This is a genomic window from Flaviaestuariibacter amylovorans, assembly GCF_039541815.1.
Classification (GTDB): Bacteria; Bacteroidota; Bacteroidia; order Chitinophagales; family Chitinophagaceae; genus Flavisolibacter; species Flavisolibacter amylovorans.
On sequence record NZ_BAABGY010000002.1, the window covers coordinates 18,590 to 37,408 of the forward strand.

Below are 18,819 nucleotides of genomic sequence, written 5' to 3' on the forward strand. Positions count from 1 at the left end.
TTGTAAGGGTCGCCTCAGGGCGACCTTTCCTTTTTGTATTGAAGTGCATGCCCGCTTGTTTACGTTGCTCCCTGCTGCATTGAAAGCCCGTGTTTGTAGTGATTGAGGAAAAGTAGTTACCGTAATGCCTGTTCCACAGAGGCACCCCTTCCCTTAGGGAAGGGGTCGGGGGATGGGCTGTTAAATTTCCCGCATACGACAATAAACGAAAAGGGCCGCCGTTTTTGCCACTTCCAGACCGGCCCCGCGCTTTTCCGGGGCCGGCCCGCAGCAGCCAGGATCCTTGTGCCGAAAGGAATGCGGTACCCTTTAACCGACCTCAGCCTAAACCGACCCCTCTATGCAACTGACTCCTCCTGCGCTCCTGCTGGCAGCGGGCCTGTGCCTGCTTGCCTGTAACACACCCGAATCCCGTTCCGGCAAAGGAGCGCCTGCAGCGGCCGTTGCCGTACCGGGCCCCGCAGCGCCCCTGTATCAAACGTCCGCTGGCGCACCTGCTCTGGATGTTCCAGCCTCCGGCCCCGCGAGACAGGCGCCGGAAGAGTACCGTAGAAGTACGGTGTATGTCCCGGCGTCGTTGCGTTGCCCGGGAGACGGCTTGCTGACGGAGGTGCAGCAGGTGATGCCGGCAGCCACTACCTATACCATAAATCCGGCGCAACCGTATGGCATCGAGTCGGAAAACGGCACTACCGTATATATACCGGCCGACGCATTCGTGGTGGCGGGCACCGGGCTGCCGCCCGAAGGGCCCGTGGCCGTGCGGGTGGTCGAGTGCAACCGTACCGGGGATATACTGGCCGCCAACCTCTCCACCACATCGCAAGGGCGCCTGCTCGAAACCGGCGGTATGCTGTATATCGACGCGCAGTACAACGGCCAGCCCTGTACCCTCGCCGCCGGCAAATCGCTCGACCTCACTTTTCCCTACGACACCCCGCGCCCGGGCATGCGCACCTTCACGGGCCGCTGGGATGGCCGGCAAATGGATTGGACGCCGCGCGACGAGCGAAGCTACCGGACCATTTTCGACGGTGTCGGGTTCGAGATGGCTGACGACGATGGGTCTACCGGTGCCTACTTCCCACCTGACGTGGGTACCTTCGAAGCCTTCTGCCGCGAGCACTTCCGGTGGCCCACCGGCACCGAAGGACCGATCACACCGCGCGATGTGCGTATCAGCTTCGTGATCAACGAATACGGGGCTGCGGAGCGGGTGCGCGTGCACAACAGCCCCTCCGCCGCCTACGACGCACAGGTGGCCGCCGCCTTCGCGCAGATGCCCTGCTGGATCCCTGCGCAGCGCCTCGGCATGCCGAAAGCCAATGCGTTCACCCAGGACCTGCAGTTCTGGTGGCCCTTCAACGCGGGCGATGCCGACTCGCTCGTTAAGGTCACCGTGCGGGGGATCGGCTTCGACTCGCTGTTCACCATGTATACGAACGTGCCGGGCCGCTACCGCCTGCGCACCACGGCGCTCGGCTGGATCAACTGCGATCGCTTCTACAACGAGCCGGGCGAGAAGGTGGAGTTTTATGTCGACGCCGGTTCCAGCAAGGACGTTGACGTGAAGCTGGTTTTTCATTCGATCCGTTCCGTGATGCAAGGACGATTGCAGGACGATCGGTTTGTCTTCACCGGCATTCCTGTCGGCATGGACGTAACCATCGTGGCGATGAAGGCCGATGGATCCGTATTTGGGCTCGCGCTGAAGCCCTGGAAGACGGCCGCCGGCACCATTAAGGAGCTCGCGTTCGAAGAAGTGACGCTCGGGTGCCTGAAAGAGCGCTTGTCACACGTCGCTGCCGCCGCGCCTGCGACCACCGCCCGCGCGGCGCCCCCTGCACCCCTCCTCACTGCCTCCCGATAGCCCAGTTGCCGGCCATGGAAAACACCAACCTTCTAAAAACCTTCTTCCATGATCCGCAACCTGTACACCGCCCTGTTTTGTGGGCTCCTCTGCGCCTGCCAGGAGCCGTCTCGCCCTGTGTCCGTAGCCCTGCCCCCCGGCGCCACCGTCGACAGCAACGTGCTGGTGCTGCCCGCCAGCACCGGTGAGCCGGCGGCGCCTCGCGTCGACAGTAGTCCCGTAATACTACGGACGCCGCCCGACTCGTCGGTACGCGCTACCGTGGTGCCCGCCGCGCCCGTGGTGCAGAAGCCCCTGTTCGAGATCCTGCGCTCGGCACAGCCCGACCTGCAGATATTCACCATCAGCGGCAATGAGGACCGCCTGCTCACCGCAAAGAGCGGCACGTTGATCGGCGTACGTCGCGATGCCTTTGTGCTGCCCGATGGGCGGGTGCCCTCCGGCCCGATCCGCTTCACCGTACAGGAGTTCTACGGGCTTGGCGACGCGCTCTCTGCCGACCTCACCACCCGCTCCGGCGACCGCCTCCTCGAAACCGGCGGCATGCTGTACCTCGAGGCGAGCTCTGGCTCCGAGCGCCTCCTGTTGCGGCCCGGCGCCACGGTGGACCTCGCCTTTCCCGTGGAAAGCCCGTTGCCCGGCATGCAGCTGTTCACCGGCGCCCGCCAGCAAGGAGCTATGGACTGGGCCCTGCTTCCGGACCCTTCCGCAGGAGCGCGGGTTCCGGTGCCCGTGTATGAGCCAGCGTCGTTCCCGGGTGGTATGGAGGAATTAAGGAATTACCTCGTGAACAGCATCGCCTTCCCGCACGAGATGCTGCAGCCCGGGAAGGAGCAGGCGCTGGACGTCCGCTTCCTCGTCGACCCATCAGGCAAGGCGCGCCCACTGCCCGTGGCGGAGGAGGTGCCGCGCAGCTTCCAGGAGGGGGTGGCAGCCGCCTTTACGCGCATGCCGCGCTGGAAGCCGGCGCAGCGCCTCGGCATCGCGGTGACCGACACCTTCACCCAGTCCTTCCGCTTTGGCGGCCGCATGTCGCTGTCGCTCGGCGGCGATATGGGCGAAGCGGCCCCGCGGCCGGAGCGGGAGGAAGTAGCGCGCTTCGTGCCCACGATGAGCACCGTGCAGTATTACGTGTTCCGCTCCACGCGCCTCGGCTACCTCAACTGCGACCGCTTCCTGCAGGAGGGCCGGCCGCTCACCGAATACTTCGTGCACACCGGGGCCGCCGACGACGTGCAGGTGCGGCTCGTCTTCCATTCGCTGCGCTCTCTCATCGACGGGCACCGCGATGGCGACGTCTACCGCTTTCCGCGGGTGCCCGTTGGCGAGAAGGTGACCATTGTGGCCGTGCGCCAGAAGGACGGCGTGTTTTCGATGGCCATGGCCGATGGCAATACCAGCACCCGTCATGCCGGCGACTTTACCTACGAGCCAGTCAATGAAGCAACGCTCAAGCAAAAGATCAAACGCCTGAACCGCCTGTGAAGAACCGACCAGCCAATTGCTTGTAACCGACGCGGCCTCCGGAAGGGGGCCGTTTCGATGTCAGATCTCGGATCTCAGGTTTCAAATCTGGCTGGCGCACACCGAGGCAACCGGGATTTATCCACCAAAATCACATGGGGGAAGACGTCCCAGAGATAACTGGTATACGTCCGTGTCGAGTGCATCCCAGAGGGATGCGCGCTTGGTAGCCCGGCATAACATGCCGGGCAATGTTGGTAGATGCCCAAACAACGTCGGCATCCCGGAGGGATGCGCGTTACCAGGAAATCGTGCTTTACACAGAAAAATCGGGAAAGGGAGCATCATCCGGAAATCCCGTGAAATGGGTGGTTAATCGTAACGACATACCACCGGTAGCGCCTAGCTGCAACATAATCCGCACGTTCGGGCGCCGCCTTCTGATCGATCTGTACCGACTCATTTCCGACCGTGCCCGGTAACGCGCATCCCTCCGGGATGCTGACATTGGTATTCATTTGTTAATTGCCACGCCCGGCATTGCATGCCGGGCTACCAAGCGCGCATCCCTCCGGGATGCATTGGAAGCAAACGGAATCCCTGCGGTTTCTACCGCTCCACCTGTTGAGTGAGCCGGGGGCACACCTCACGAGCCAAAGCCCCATTCGCCACTCCGCTCCATTCGCGCTTCACGACCCCTTACAAATAGACCAATAAACGAATAAACCTGCTACTTCCGGTTATGGTGCGCCAGGTAGCGGTTCGTCTCCCACCAGTCGAGCAGCTGTGCGTCGAGGACGCGTAAGGCGCTGTCGGCCGCGGCACCCTGCGGCACCGGCGCACCCGAGAGCGATACGATACGGCGCATCGGCCCCTCGATCTGCCGGCGGTAATAGAGGTCGCCGTAGAAATACCCGAAGGTGGCATCGCTGGGGTAGAACACGAAGGAGCTCTTCCAGCGGTCGGGTGTATAGCGGGCACTGTCGAACAGGTTCTTGCCCATGGCCGTATAGGTCGCCGGCATGCCGACAAGCGAGGTGATGCTGGGCAGGATATCGGACTGCGAGGCGAGCGTAGTGCGCTGCGCTGCGTGCAGGTGCTTCGGCGCATAAAAGAGCAGCGGCACATGAAACATCTCGAGGCTTTCGGAGGCCCAGGCTGCCGGCATGAGGGTGCCCACCTCGCCCTTTACGCCATGGTCGCCCACGAACACGAAGAGGGTGTTGTCGAAATAGGGCTGCTGCCGCGCCGTTTCCATGAACTTACGGAAGCAGAAGTCGGTATACCGGAAGGCGTTGAGCTCCTCGTTGGAGCCGAAGCCGGCCCGCTGCAGCTGCGCGTCGGGCAGGCTGACCTTCTTGAACTCGCCTAGGTCTTCCTCGGGGATGGTGTAGGGACGATGGTTGTCGGCGGTCTGGATAACGGCGAAGAAGGGCTTTTGCTCCTTGCCGAGGCGGGTGGCGGCCTGCAGCAGCAGGTTCTTGTCGGAGATGCCCCATACGTCGATCTGCTCGCCTTCGAGGTCCTCCTGCTCCACGAGGTTGAGGCCGGCGATGTTGTTGCTCAGCAACCCGCGGATATTGGCCCAGGAGGCGCTGCCGCCGATGAAGTAGTATTTGCTGTAGCCGGCGAAGTCGTTGATGAGGATGTGCTGGTCTACGAGGGCGGGGTTGCGGCTGGAGGTCTCGAGGCGCTCGACGTCGGGAAGACCCGTGAGCGTGGCCCAAACGCCGCGCGCGGTGCCGTGTGAGGGCGTGAAGCAGTTGCGGAAGAAGACGCCGCTGTCGCACAGGCTCTTGAAATACGGGGTGCTGTTCAGCGGGTTGCCCCACATGCTGCTCTTGTAGGCACTGAAGCTCTCGCAGATCACGAGCACCACGTTCATGCCTTTGGGCAGGGGCATCCCCGGCGCGGGGGCAATGGCGCGTGTGAAGTTCCGGGTGGCCTTGTCGGGGCGCTCCACGCCGAGGAAGGTGGCCATCCGTTGGTACGAGGCGTCGATGCGCTTGTCGTCGTAGGCCTTGCCGCGGAACTTGAGCGTGTTGAGAAAGGTCTCGAAGGGCGTGAGCGCCAGCTGGCCTTCGAAGTTGTTGTTGAACGAGAAAGCGTTGCTCCAGCGGAGCGCAAACTGGCTCACGGAGCCCCAGATGCCCGCGAGGAGGAGCAGTAGAAATGCGGTATACCAGAGTCCGCGCCGGCGCACCGGCGCTTTCGGTTTCGCAGCCATCCGGCGGTAGAAGCGGCGGTAGCCCCAGGTAGCGAGCAGCACCAACGCTACGAGCGCAAGCAGCAGCCGCACCACCGGGTAGCTTTGCCACACCATTTCGGAAGAGATCGCCACGTCTTTGAGCAGGGTGAGCGAAGTGGCCGTCAGGCGCTGCTGGAGGTAGTCGTAGTGATAGAAGTCGACGACGTAGATCAGCAGCACCAGCAGCGTCAGGAGCACCAGCAGCGGCAGCCAGAAGCGGCGGGCGCGCGGCGCGCGGAAGGGGTTGAGCGGCGGCACGAGCGACAACAGGAAGAAGGCGGCGGCGAGGAAGCAGGCGAAGCGGGCGTCGAACTTGAATCCCATCCAGAAGGCCGCGCCCGGGAAGGAGCCGCCCGCGGGGTCGAACACGAAATAAAAGACGAGGCGCAGCACCGTAAACAGGGCCAGGAAGAGCCCGCCCAGGGAGGCGGCCCATTGTATCGGACGGGGTATTTTCATGTTCGGCGTTGAATGGTGTACGGAATAAAGGCGGCTGCGGTACCTTCGGCCCCGAATGAAAGCGCTGCTCGATCTGGACCGTTCCCTGTTCCGCCTGCTCAACGGCAAGTGGCACAATGGCTTTTTCGATGCCGTGATGCCCTTCGTGCGCGACCGCTTCACCTGGATACCGCTTTACGTATTCCTGTTCGCCTTTATCCTGGCCAACTTCCGGAAACGCTGGTGGCTCGTTCTGTATGCGGTGCTGACGCCGGTGCTCACCGATCTGCTGAGCAGCCGCATCATCAAGGAAACGGTGTACCGCATCCGTCCGTGCAGCGAGCCCGAACTGATCGGGGAGGTGCGGCAGCTGGCGCTTTACTGTCCCGGGAGCTCCTCGTTCACTTCGTCGCATGCAGCCAACCATTTCGGGCTGGCCACCTTCCTTGCCGTTGCGCTGTACCCGGTGCTCGGGCGCCGGGTGTATGCCGGTATCCTGTGGGCAGCCCTTATTGCGTACGCGCAAATATATGTAGGTGTGCATTACCCGACCGACGTCGCCGGCGGTGCGCTCGTAGGGGCGGGCGCGGGCTGGCTCATGGCTACGGTGTTCAGGAAGCAGCTGGGTCCGGACCGGCTCGAGCGGTTGTAGGTTCGCTTCGCTCACGAGTATATGTTACACTGCGGCACGGCAAAGCTTACAATAGCCCGCCGCAAGCGGCTACTATTTCTCAAAGCACAACGCGGGTTTCGCGCCAGGACGCAAAGACGCGGAGGCGCAACCGGTTCGCTGCGCTCACGAGAATGTTTCACACGGCGGCACGGCGGCGCAGCTACACGGCGGGACTTTTCTTTTGCATCCGTTTTTGCGGTAATCGCTCCTTTCTATAGCAGGTTTACTGCGCAGTGCGCGTTCAAATAAAGGTAATGGGCCATCCGTAAGCGCCCTACGGTAGGATAAAGTATCGCTGTGCCGCCGTGCCGTTGTGCCGCCGTGTGAACGTCCTGCCGCAGGCAGGGCCCTGCCTTTGCGTTCCCTGCGCCTTTGCGTCTCCGCGTGAAACCCGTCCGCCGCTTTAAGAAAAGCCAGGCGCTTGCGCCGTCAGGTGAACCGCATGAATCTGCCTTTCATCCACTCACGCTCCGCTTCGTGAAAGCTTTGTAAAATGGCCGGCTCATTCCCCTTTACTTTGCGTTTTAACAGCCCCTTCGCGCTCCCCCTGACCTAAATTGTGTCTTGCTGTATGAATACCATGAAGCACATACTCCTCACGCTTGCTCTCGCCGGCAGCACGCTGGCCGCCACCGCCCAGAAGCCCTCGAAAGCCGCCCGCCACTGGGTCGACAGCACGTTTAAAAAGCTGTCGCCGCGCGAGCGCATCGCCCAGCTCATGATCGTGCGCGCCCACAGCAACCTCGGCCCCGCGCACGTGGCACACGTAGACAGCCTTATCCGCGAGCTCAACGTGGGCGCGCTCTGCTTCTTCCAGGGCGGACCCGTGCGTCAGGCCCTGCTCACCAACCACTTCCAGGCAGGTGCCCGCACGCCGCTGCTCGTGACCATGGACGCCGAGTGGGGCCTCGCCATGCGCCTCGACTCGGTGGAGCGCTATCCCTACCAGATCTCGCTCGGCGCCCTGCCCAACGAAGGCACCGTATACAAGCTCGGGGGCGCCATCGGCCGGCAGCTGAAGCGCATCGGCGTACACCTCAACTACGCACCGGTGGTGGACGTCAACAACAATCCCAACAACCCCGTCATCGGCTTCCGCTCCTTCGGCGAAGACAAGGAAGCGGTGGCCCGCATGGGCGTTGCCTATACCCGCGGCATGCAGGAGGCGGGCGTGATGGCCTGCGCCAAACACTTCCCCGGTCATGGCGACGTGGCGGTGGACTCGCACTACGACCTCCCCGTCATCAACAAGCCCACCGAATCGCTCGACTCGCTGGAGCTTTATCCCTTCAAGGAGCTGTTCAAAGCTAAGGTGGGCAGCGTCATGATCGCGCACCTCGCCATCCCGGCCATCGATACCACCACCAACCTGCCCACGTCGCTGTCGCGCAACAACGTGAACGGGCTCCTGCGCAAGGAGCTCGATTACACCGGGCTTTCCATCACCGACGGCCTCGAGATGAAGGGCGTTACCAAGTACTTCAGCACCGGTGAGATCGCCGTGCGCGCCATGGAGGCCGGCAACGACCTGCTTTGCCTGCCCGAGGACGTACCGGGGGCCATTGCCGCCATCGAGCAGGCCATCTCCGGCAAGCGCCTGAAAAAGAAAACGATCGAGGAGCGCGTAAAGAAAGTACTGCACGCCAAGTATGCGCTCGGGCTCCATAACCCGCAGGTGATCGATACCACAAATATCTGGGCCGACCTGAACCGCGAAACGGTCGCCATCAACAACGAGGTGGCCCGCAACAGCGTAACCGTACTCCGCAACGACGCCGGCCTGCTGCCGCTCTCCGCCCGCCGCATCGCCTATGTGGCCATCGGCGCCACGCAGGAAAACGAGCTCATGCGCCGCCTCCGCACCGAGGCCCGCGCCGACGTGTTCTCCTTCGGCTTCCGCCGCGACAGCCTTGCCGCCGACAGCCTCGCCCGTGCCGTTAAGGCGGGTAAGTACGATGCCGTGCTCGTTGGTGTCCACGAGTACAACCCGCGCCTCGCCAATAACTTCCAGATCTCCCGCTCGGCCCTCGCGCTCTGGAACGGGCTGCAGGGGCCGCAAACGGCGACGCTGCTGTTCGGCAACGTGATGGCGGCGAAGAACTTCTGCGGCGCACCCACGCTGGTGGCTTTTCACCAGGATGATTCCGTGAACGGGGCTGCAGCAGCCGACTTCCTGATGGGCCGCCTGCCTGCGATCGGCAAGCTCGCGGTAACGGTGTGCGACCTCCCCTTCGGCACCTCGGTGCCCGTAACCCGACTCGAGCCGGCAGGCAGCAGCGCGGCCTGGGCGCCCGTCGACAGCATCGTGCGCGAAGGCCTTGCCCGTCGTGCCTATCCCGGTGCGGTCATACTGGCCGTCCAGAATGGCGAAGTGAAATACCACAAGGCCTTCGGCCGGTATTCCTACGATACGCTGTCGCAGCCGGTGCACCTGGAAAGCATCTACGACCTCGCCTCCATCACCAAGACCTCGGCCACTACCGTAGGCCTGATGAAGCTGTACGACGAAGGCCGCATCTCCCTCGACGGCACGCTGGGCGACTACCTGCCGGCCGCGCGCGGTACCGACAAGGCCGGTCTCAAGCTGCGCGACATCCTGCTCCACCAGGCGGGTCTTGCCGCGGGCATCCCGCTCTACCCCGAAACGCTGGACCCGGCTACGAAGCAGCCTTCGGAGCGCTACTACCGCACCGCGCCCAGCGACTCCTTCAACATCCCCGTGGCCCGCGACCTCTGGCTCCGCAGCGACTGGGCCGACAGCATGGTGGTGAAGATCCTCAACAGCCGCCTCGGCACCACGAAGTACCTGTACAGCGACCTCGACTTCATCCTGCTCGGCAAGGTGGTGGAAGCCGTGTCGGGCAAGCGCCTCGACCAATACCTGCACGAAACCTATTACAAGCCGATGGGCATGCGCACGACGGTGTTCCAGCCCTTCAACCGCTTCGGCGGTGAGCGCACCGTGCCTACGGAGCAGGACAACTACTTCCGCCGGCAGCTGCTGCGCGGGTATGTGCACGACGAGAATGCGGCCCTGTTCGGCGGCGTGTCGGGTCATGCGGGCCTTTTCTCCAATGCCTTCGACCTTTCATTGCTGTACCAGATGCTGCTCAACGGCGGCACCTTCGGGGGCAAGCGTTACCTGAAGCCCGAGACGGTGCAGTTGTTTACGGCTTACGGCTCCGGGTCGAGCCGGCGCGGCCTTGGGTTCGACAAGCCCGAGAAGGACAATGAGAAGCGCAAAGAGCCCTATCCCGGCACGTATGCTTCGCCCGAAACGTTTGGCCACACCGGCTTTACGGGCACTGCCGTCTGGGCCGACCCGAAGACAAACCTCGTGTACATCTTCCTGTCCAACCGCGTCAACGGCGGTCGGAACAACCTGCTGGGCGAGCTCAATATCCGCGGCAAGGTGCTCGACGCCATCCACCGGGCGCTGCAGCAGGAAGGGAAATAGTATCCGTAGGATTACGGTAGACGAAGAACGCGGGCCCGATGGCCCGCGTTCTTCGTTTTAGCAACGGACGCGTCACTCTTCGGGCATCGGCTGCCAGCTGCGCGCCGAGCGGTTGCCGGCAAGACCGATGTACAGCAGCACGAGCGCGAAGTTGAGCGCCAGCAGCGTGCCGGTGTGCCCTTCGATCCAATACAATACCGGGTGGCGTTGCTGTGCGATCCGTTCCCACAGCTCGTTGTTGTTGTAGGACCAGCGCAGCCGGTCATAGCTCTGGTTGCACAGAAAGAGGATCAGGGGTATTACGGCCGCCGACAGGAGGAAATGCCACAGCAACAGCACGCCGGTAGCCGTCTTGTTCTCCCTGGAGCGCAGGAAGAAAAGTCCGAGCAGGCCGAAGGCGACGAAGAGGCACAGTATAATTACGGAGGGTCCGGAGCCATCGCCGGAGCCAATACTCATGAGGCCGATAAGGATGCTCCAGAGGAGGACGCCCACAAGCGTTACGAGGAAGACCTTGCGGCTGAAGCGGCGCCAGGCCCAGAGCAGGAGTGCCAGCCCGAAAGCGGTATAGCCCATCGCCAGCAGGCGCTCCGCGTGGTCCTGGCGGTTGCGCCGGTTGGGCAGGCAGTCGTCAATAAAGCTGAAGACGCCGCGGAGATCGTCGGTAAGCAGGTAGCTCGCATTTTCCTGCTGTACGCCTTCGTGGTATACGAAACGGTCGGTAGGGGTGTACTTCCAGAGGGCGTTGCCCGGCAGCCGGAACACGGCCGCGGCGAGGCTGTCTGTATGTATCCGGGACCGTATCCCGTAGCGGTTGCACAGGTTGACCAGGGCATCGAGCGAGGCGCGGATGGAGTCGCGGGACCCGGCTTCAATCCATCGTATCCGGCGGGCGTGGTGCTCGTCGGCGCCCGTCATGCCGGGATAGTCCCAGGCATAAGAGATGGGCATGCCGCAGTAGTGGCGGTAGGAGAAGGCGTCAGGCTGCTGCAAGGCGCGCAGGATGGTGAGGCTTTCCTGGTAGATCTGCCGACCCGCGACACTTGTATCATTGCGGTGGCTATCGGCCAGCTCCTGGTAGTTCGTACTGTTGTTGTAAAGAATGCCCCCGTTTTCCGCGCAGTTGTTGAGCACAAAGTAGGCAGGATCATCTTCCTCGTCGGGCACAAAGGCCATGGCCAGCGCCGCGGCGTTCACTTCCTGCACGAAGCGCTCCGTGTTGGTGAATTGCCGCACGCGGAGGCGTTTGCCTAACAGGAAGGATTCGTGGTAGATGAGGCTGGTGAAGACGATCAGCACGATGAGGCCCCATTCGCGGAGCAGGTAGCCGGGCGTGAGGCGATAGCCGTTGCGGAACGCGTTGTTCCGGAAGTAAAAGAGCAGCCAGACCAGCAGCACCAGCAGCGAGCAGAGGATGGAGAAAGTGACGAGGCCACCGGTGCCTATGGCCGCGCTGCCCCGCTCGTCGCCGAGGCGCGCCGGCTGCACCGAGCCGAGGCCGGCAAGCAGGAAGAGGAGGTGCAGGAGGATATTGGTGCCCAGCACCCACAGGGCGCGGGTGTTCCAGAGCAGCGGATGATGGGTGAGCAGGTGGCGTTGGATGCGTTCGATCATGAGCAAGGTGTTTAGGCCACGAAGAAGCGGCGGGAAGAGTGGGAGATGTCGCGGAAGTAGCGCACGGGGAGGCCGGAGCCCCCAAGCAGCGTCAGTACGTCGCCGGTGCCCGTGCCGGGGGCGAAGTAGAGGATGTGCACGCCGCCGTTGAAGGTGAGCTGCTGCAGGCCGGCCGGCCCGAGCAGGGCCTCGAGCTCGTCGCGGGTAGCGGCGGTCTCGAGCTCCAGCACGAGGGCGGTCTTTTCCTCGGGTGCTTCGTCGAGCGGCGCCCCGGGTTGGTAGCGCGCCACGCCCCGCTGCAGGAAGATGACCTCGTTGGACACCTTTTCGACCTCGTACAGCTGCTGCGAGCTCAGGATGATCGAGAGCGGCATCGTTTCGGAGGCGGCCAGGAACTTGAGGTCTTCGAGGATGATCTGCTGCGCCAGCATGTCGAGGTTGGCGAGCGGCTCGTCGAGCAGCAGCACCTGCGGCTTGCGGAGCAGCGTGCGCGCCAGCTCGAAGCGCATCTTGTACCCCGAAGAAATACGGCTCCAGTTGTACGTGCGGTAGGGGCGCAGGCCCATGCGGGCGATCACCATCTCGGTCCACAGCTCGTTCTCTTCGCCCGTCAATCCGGCGAAGGTGCTGGCGAATTGCAGGTTGTCCATGAGCGACCCGTACCACGATTGCGGCCGCTGCGGGATGAAGGCGATGCGGCTCCGCACGTCGTAGGCAGCCGTGCCGGCGGGTGCAAAGTGATAGCGGATGGTGCCAGCGTCGGGGCGCAGGTCGCCGTTGAGGAGGCGGAGGAGGGTAGTCTTGCCGTTGCCGTTCTCGCCCACAAGCCCGATGATCTGCCCGTGATGGAGGCGCACGTTCACGGGGGCGAGGCTGAAGGCGCCCTGGTGGTAGCGCTTGGCCACACCTTCGGCCTCGAGGCGCGGGCCGGTGCCGGCCGGAGGCGGCGGGCGGTGGCCGGTTTCGATGAGGGCCAGCAGCCCGCTGACGCGGTCGGTGACCGTGCGGCCGCGGTCGGCTTCGGGAGTGGCGTCCCATTCGTCGCAGAAGCGGAGGGTGGCGCGGTACACGTCGAAGTTGCCGGTTTCGAGGGCGGCGTCGAGGAGGCGCCGGTAGCCGAGGTGGTGGTCGCCGTGCGCGAAGTAGGAGCGGACCTCGGCGAGGCGTTCGGAAAGTTGGGGCATGAACGAAAGATAGGAATATCGAATAACGAACAAGGAATATTGAATGTAGAAGGGTAGAGACGCAATCCTATGCGTCTCATTCAGCCCCCGGGGAAATGGTTTTGGAAGGTTTTGGCGGGTTTTGAAGGGTCGGTTTCCACCAGCCCATGGCTTTAGCCATGGGTTTTCGAAATGTACCAGCCCACGGCTTCAGCCGTGGGACCCCAATGCCCATATGGCTGTGTGCCATCAAACACCGCGAGGTGGACATCAAACACCGCGAGGTAACGGCGTGCGTATGTGAGGTAACGGCGTACGTCGCAAAGCTGACGGCATGCGTATGGGAGGTAAACGTGAAACACCGGGAGATAGACGGCGTGCACCGCGAAGCCGACGGCAAACACCGAAAGTTGTCGGCGTGTATGCGGCAGGTACCGCTGTGCATACAAGATCCGCCGCCGTGCGTATGCGGGATGAACGCCGAGCACCCAATACCTGACGGGGTGCACCCGGGGCAACAACGGCGAACGCCGCGATCAGGATGGCGTATACCCGGATCGCGGGTAGGCCGACCGGCAGGGCCGCGAGCGGGAGATCAGGCGAGCCAGATCGTACGGCCGGCAGGTACGGCCTGCAGGCGCAAGGTGGCAGAAAAGCATCCCGGAAAGCAGGCCGGGACAGAATCCGCCGCTTGGTAGCTTCTTCCTGACGATAGGACATCAAAAAAGCCGGCATCGTGTGATGCCGGCTTTGCTATCCAGAGTCGTTGAAAGTTATCCTTCAGTGCCGCCGCCTTGCTGCTGGCCGCCTTCACCGCCTTCGCCTTCACGGCGCCGGCGGCTGCCGCGGGAGCGCAGGCCATCGCCTTCTTTGCGGGGCTCCTGGGAGCGGCCCTTGTTTTCGCCGCCGCCTTCCTGGCCACCCTGTTGGGCACGGGGCTCGCGGCGTCGCTGCTGCTGCCCGCCCTCGGGCTTTTGCTGCTGCTGACCGCCCTCGCCACCGCCTTGCTGGCCGGCGCCGGGGTTGTTGCGCTGGCGACCGCGCTGGCCACCACCTTGTTGTTGTCCTTGTGCCTGGCCGCCTTGCTGGCCTTCAGCGTTGGGCTGTGCCTGCTGGCCCTGCTGTCCGCCGCCGCCACGTTGTCCGCGCGGGGGGCGCTGTTGTTGCTGGCCCTGGCCGCCTTCGCCTTTTTGCTGGCCACCGCCCTGCTGCTGCTGGCGGCCCCGGCCTTGCTGGGGCGCGGCCTTGTCGCCGGGCTGGACGTCGCCTTTCTTGGCAGGTGCCGGTAGGGCTGCTTTCGGGGTGCCTTCGCTGCGGCCACCGCGGCCGCCACGGCCACCGCGATCGTTGCCGCCACGGTCGTTTCCGCCTTGCTGCTGGCCGCCGCCTTTCTGCTGCTGCTCGCCCCGACGACGGTCGCGGCGCTTCTTATCGGCTTTTTCGAGGGAGCGGAGCGAGATATGCCCCACCACGTCCACGAATTCGGGTTCCACTTCCTTGGCCTTGCTGCTCACCACTTCCACGGTGCCGAGCTCTTCGGGCACGATGCCCTGGCTGTTGAGCGCCTTGATCTCCTTGACGCGCTCGATGGTGAGGGGGTGCTGCTTGTTGGAGTCGGGGAGCACGTACCACATGAGGTTCTTGAAGATGTCCTTCTTGATGAGGGTGGCATTGCCGCGGGCCACGCGGAGGTGGTCGGCGTGCTCGGGGAAGCCCTGGAGCGCGTCGAGGTAGGTGTCGAGCTCATAGTTGAGGCAGCACTTGAGGCGGCCGCACTGGCCGGAGAGCTTCGTCTGGTTGATGGAGAGGTTCTGGTAGCGGGCGGCGGCCGTGTTCACCGACTTGAACTCGGTGAGCCAGGTGGCGCAACAGAGCTCGCGGCCGCAGGAGCCGATGCCGCCGACCTTGCCGGCTTCCTGTCGGGCGCCGATCTGGCGCATCTCCACCTTTACCTTGAACTCGCCCGCGAGGATCTTGATGAGCTCGCGGAAGTCGACGCGGTCGTCGGCGATGTAGAAGAAGGTCGCTTTTTTGCCATCTGCCTGGATCTCGATCTGGCTCACTTTCATGTTGAGCTTCAGCTGGCGCACGATGGCGCGGGTGCGGATGAGGGCTTCTTTCTCGCGCGACTTGTTGGTGCGGGCCAGCTCGATGTCGCGCTCGGAGGCACGGCGGAGTACCTTTTTCATGTCGGCGGCGTTCTCTTTGACGCCCTTTTTCTTGAGCTGGAGGCGCACCGTTTCTCCGGTGAGCGAGATCTCGCCCACGTCGAAGCCGGAAACGCCCTCCACGGCCACGATGTCGCCGGCGGCAAAGTATTGAACGGTCGTGTTCCGGAAGAAGTCTTTCCGGGCGCCGTCGGCAAAGGTGACCTCCACCACGCGGCAGTAGCTGTCGTTGTCCACGATCGGCAGGTTCACCAGCCAGTCGTAGGTATTGAGGCGGTTGCAGCTGTTGGTGCCGCAGGAGCCGTTGCTCTTACATCCATTCGGGGAGCTTTTGGATCCGCAATTACCACATCCCATATCGTTCGATCGGTTCTTAAGGTTGAAAAATGACCGGGAAGCTGGTTGTGCGCGAACGGCGGGGGAAGCTCGGCTGCCTTGGATCCTTCTTTTTTTAGGGGAAAGGGACCGTTCCGGCATTGCGGGACGGGCAGAAAGGCGGTTCAAGTCGGGCCGGCCCGGGACGGGCCCGCCCTTTTATGAGGAGCGTTCGTTTACGTTGTCGTTCGTGCGGCACAGGCCAGAAGCCACGGATATATATGTCGAGGCCCTCGCGGGCTTACGCAAATATAACCGTTTGCCGGTATACAATGCGCAGCGGGGTTCGGGGTGGTATCGTGGCCTGGGTTCTTTTCTTCCCGCCGCAAGCGGCTGGCTTTCCTAAAGCAGAACGCGGGTTTCACGCAGAGGCGCCAAGACGCAGAGCACGCAAAGGCACGATTCTGCCTGCGGCAGGATGCTTGCTCGGCAGCGCAACGGCACTGCGGAAACTGAATGACATTTAACCTTGTCCATTATCCTCTGCGCCTTTGCGACTTGGCGTCTCCGCGCGAAACCCGCGTTGTTCTTTAAACAAGGCTAGCCGCTTGCGGCGGGAGAACAAACACCCCATCCCGATTTGAGAAAAGCAGGCCGCTTGCGGCCGTTCCTATACGGATACGACCACCCCGTTCCGGATGATGTGGTAGATCTTGATCGTCAGGGCATGAAACAGGATCTTGGCGTTGGCGTTACGCTCCACGTGGTAGGCCGCGGTGTCGAGCTCGAGGGCCACGGCTTCCTTCTGCGCGAGGTTCATCACCTTGTTGAGGCGCTGCGCCCAGTCCTGCTCGCCGGCCGAAAAGGTGGCCAGCAACGCATCGAGCGCAGGCCCTTCGAGCACCTCGGCGCGCACGGCCCCCTCGATGAGGTGGGTGAAGTAGCGGAGGAACTGCTTCTGCTTTTCGCGGCCGAGGCGCGCGATGTCTTCGATGGCCTTTAATTGGGCAGCCGGCTTTCGGCCCACCGTGGCGTTGAGCCACTCCTTCAGCAGGGCGCCGAAGTCTTCGTCGGCATGCTGCTGCAGGTGCAGGGCTTCGCGGTAATTGCCGTGGGCGGCGTTGGCCAGGCTGCGGGCCGCCTCGGGCGCGGCGCCGGCACGGGCCAGCAGGGCGCTTTCAATGTCGGCCCGGTCGAGGGCAGGCACCTTCACGAGCTGGCAGCGCGAGAGGATGGTGTTGAGGATGGCGCCCTCGTTCTCCGCCACCAGCAGGAAGAGCGTGTCGGGCGGCGGCTCCTCGATAAGCTTCAGCAGCTTGTTGCCCTCCTTGCCGAGGTATTCCGGCATCCACATTACGAGGATCTTGTAGCCGCTCTCGAAGCTTTTGAGATTGAGCTTCCGGATGATGTCGTTGCACTCGTAGGCCGTGATGTTGCCCTGCTTGTTCTCCGCCTCGATGAACTGCAGCCAGTCGTAGGCATTGCCGTAGGGATATTGCCGCACGAATTCGCGCCACTCCGAAATGTAGTCGGTGGAAACCGGCTTGTCGCCCGACTTGCGCGGGATCACCGGGTAGGAGTAGTGGATGTCGGGATGCACGAGGCCGTCGGCCTTGGCGAAGGAGGGTTGCTGTTCCATCCAGGCATCGGCGGCGGCGGGGGTGCCGGGGAGCTTCAGTTCCACGGGCTCGCCGAAGAGGGAGTCGGCCGGGGCCGCATCGCGGCGGGGGAGCAGGGCTACGTACTGGGCAAAAGCCATGGCCAGCGGCAGGGCGCCGGCGCCTTCCTTGCCGAGGAAGAGGAGGGCATGGCTGAGGCGGTTGTGCGCCACCATTTCCACCAGGTGCTGCTTCACATGCTCCTGCCCGATCACATCCTGAAAACGCATCCGCAAAGAAACGGATTTACGGGCAGATGCAGGCGGGGAACCCGCGCAAGCCGGACGCGTGCGTACGCCGCGCCGGTGGGCTAAAGGCAGCAACGTTGTACGATGTGAACGAACGCTAAAGTTGGATGAGCGGCCTTGCGCCTGCACAACGTTGTGCCGTACTTTGATACCAAAACCACCGCTCATGAAAAGAACCATGCTGCTCCTGCTGGCGCTCGTTGCCGTTACGGGTGCCTTCGCGCAGGATAACAAGAACATCGTCAAGGAAAAATTTCATTTCGGCAATAAGGACCAGGACACCGTGTGGGGCTATGCGCAGGTGGTCAGGGTCGACAACGTGCTGTACGTATCGGGCACGGTTGCCCGCAATACCGACTCCGCCGGCATCAGCAACATCTACCGCACCATCGGGCGCAGCCTCGCCCGCTTCGGCGCCACGCTCCAGAACGTGGTGAAAGAGACGGTGTACACCACTGATATGGACGGACTGGCGGCAGTCAACAAATGGCGCAAGGCTGCCTACAAGGGCGACTACCCCGCCGCCACCTGGGTGCAGATCTCCCGCCTCCTCATGCCCGACGCGAAGATCGAGATCGAGGTAGTGGCGCACCTGCCTAAATAATGGGGGAATGGGGTGATGGGGTGATGGGGTAATGGGGTGGTGGGATTCTAAGGTTTTTTGCGGTTCTGGGGTGGAGGACCCGTAAGCAAAGGCCCGGATCGCGCAGCGATCCGGGCCTTTATTATTAGCACATTAACTCATTAGCACATCAGCACATTACTTCAGGTGTTTAGCGATCTCAGGGCCCATAGGGGTTACTTTGGAGGGGAATACATCTACCAGGTTTCCTTTCTCGTCGATCAGGAACTTGGTGAAGTTCCACTTCACGACGGGGTCGGCCACACCTTTCTTCTTGGCTTCGCCGGCGAGGTACTGGAAGAGGGGGTGGGCATCGTTGCCGGCCACCGATACCTTGGCGGCCATCGGGAAGGTCACGCCGTAGTTCTTCTTGCAGAAGGCGCCGATCTCCTGGTTGGAGCCGGGCTCCTGTCCGCCGAAGTTGTTGGCGGGGAAGCCCACCACCACGAGCTGGTCCTTGTATTTTTTCGAAAGCTGCTCAAGGCCCTCGTACTGCGGGGTATAGCCGCATTCGGAGGCCGTGTTAACGATGAGGATCTTCTTGCCCTTGTACTGGGAAAAGTCGATGGTGCCGCCGCTGAGGCCTTCCACCTTGAAGTTGTAGATAGAGGTTGCTGCCGTCATAAGGGTGAATAAAGTTGCAAAAAGGGCGATTTTCATAATGATGTGTTTGCTGGTGTTAGAACGCGTCAAAGGTACGAAGGTTCACAGGGATCTCAGATCTGTGATCGCGGATCTGTGATCTGGCTGGCGCACCTACGGGATTTCAGATGTGTGATTTCAGATTTCAGATTTGGGCTGGCGCACCAAGAAGGATCTCAGATCTGTGATCGCGGATCTGTGATCTGGCTGGCGCACGCTTCGATCCCAGATTTGTGATT

At 62.7% G+C, this 18,819-nt stretch carries 11 protein-coding genes; 5 read left to right on the plus strand and 6 right to left on the minus strand.

Translation table 11 applies throughout. The annotated features are described in order from the left end of the window. The first annotated feature begins 340 nt into the window (after positions 1-340). Entirely contained in the window at positions 341-1,870 is a 1,530-nt protein-coding gene (locus tag ABD937_RS02485; RefSeq protein ID WP_345253105.1) for a hypothetical protein, read from the plus strand. Between the two features lie 48 nt (positions 1,871-1,918). Beyond that, positions 1,919-3,355 (plus strand): energy transducer TonB, encoded by a 1,437-nt coding sequence (locus tag ABD937_RS02490; RefSeq protein WP_345253106.1) that lies wholly within the window; start codon positions 1,919-1,921, stop codon positions 3,353-3,355. A gap of 709 nt (positions 3,356-4,064) precedes the next feature. Here ABD937_RS02490 and ABD937_RS02495 read toward each other — a convergent pair. Beyond that, entirely contained in the window at positions 4,065-6,041 is a 1,977-nt protein-coding gene (locus tag ABD937_RS02495) for an LTA synthase family protein (RefSeq protein ID WP_345253108.1), read from the minus strand. 55 nt (positions 6,042-6,096) lie between these two features. Here ABD937_RS02495 and ABD937_RS02500 point away from each other — a divergent pair, with 55 nt between their 5' ends. Then, complete coding sequence (locus ABD937_RS02500; protein WP_345253110.1) at positions 6,097-6,672, plus strand: phosphatase PAP2 family protein; 576 nt, start codon at positions 6,097-6,099, stop codon at positions 6,670-6,672. Between the two features lie 601 nt (positions 6,673-7,273). Further along, positions 7,274-10,150: a serine hydrolase domain-containing protein gene (locus ABD937_RS02505; protein WP_345253111.1), complete on the plus strand. Its 2,877-nt coding sequence runs from the start codon at positions 7,274-7,276 to the stop codon at positions 10,148-10,150. A gap of 72 nt (positions 10,151-10,222) precedes the next feature. Here the strand turns inward: ABD937_RS02505 and ABD937_RS02510 are convergent, their stop codons facing one another. From ABD937_RS02510 to ABD937_RS02525, 4 genes are all read right to left on the minus strand, one after another. After that, complete coding sequence (locus tag ABD937_RS02510) at positions 10,223-11,764, minus strand: hypothetical protein (RefSeq protein WP_345253113.1); 1,542 nt, start codon at positions 11,762-11,764, stop codon at positions 10,223-10,225. A gap of 11 nt (positions 11,765-11,775) precedes the next feature. Continuing rightward, complete coding sequence (locus tag ABD937_RS02515) at positions 11,776-12,948, minus strand: ABC transporter ATP-binding protein (protein ID WP_345253114.1); 1,173 nt, start codon at positions 12,946-12,948, stop codon at positions 11,776-11,778. Positions 12,949-13,700: 752 nt separating this feature from the next. Continuing rightward, positions 13,701-15,452, minus strand: coding sequence for a PSP1 domain-containing protein (locus ABD937_RS02520; RefSeq protein ID WP_345253115.1), 1,752 nt, complete (start codon positions 15,450-15,452; stop codon positions 13,701-13,703). Between the two features lie 628 nt (positions 15,453-16,080). Beyond that, a complete protein-coding gene (locus tag ABD937_RS02525; RefSeq protein ID WP_345253116.1) occupies positions 16,081-17,298 on the minus strand; it encodes a DNA polymerase III subunit in 1,218 nt (405 codons plus the stop codon). Positions 17,299-17,482: 184 nt separating this feature from the next. On the opposite strand from ABD937_RS02525, the gene ABD937_RS02530 reads away from it, so the two are divergent. Continuing rightward, positions 17,483-17,920: a RidA family protein gene (locus ABD937_RS02530; RefSeq protein WP_345253118.1), complete on the plus strand. Its 438-nt coding sequence runs from the start codon at positions 17,483-17,485 to the stop codon at positions 17,918-17,920. Positions 17,921-18,076: 156 nt separating this feature from the next. Here ABD937_RS02530 and ABD937_RS02535 read toward each other — a convergent pair whose 3' ends face one another. Then, positions 18,077-18,598, minus strand: a complete 522-nt coding sequence (locus ABD937_RS02535; RefSeq protein WP_345253120.1) for a glutathione peroxidase — start codon at positions 18,596-18,598, stop codon at positions 18,077-18,079. Positions 18,599-18,819 lie beyond the last annotated feature (221 nt).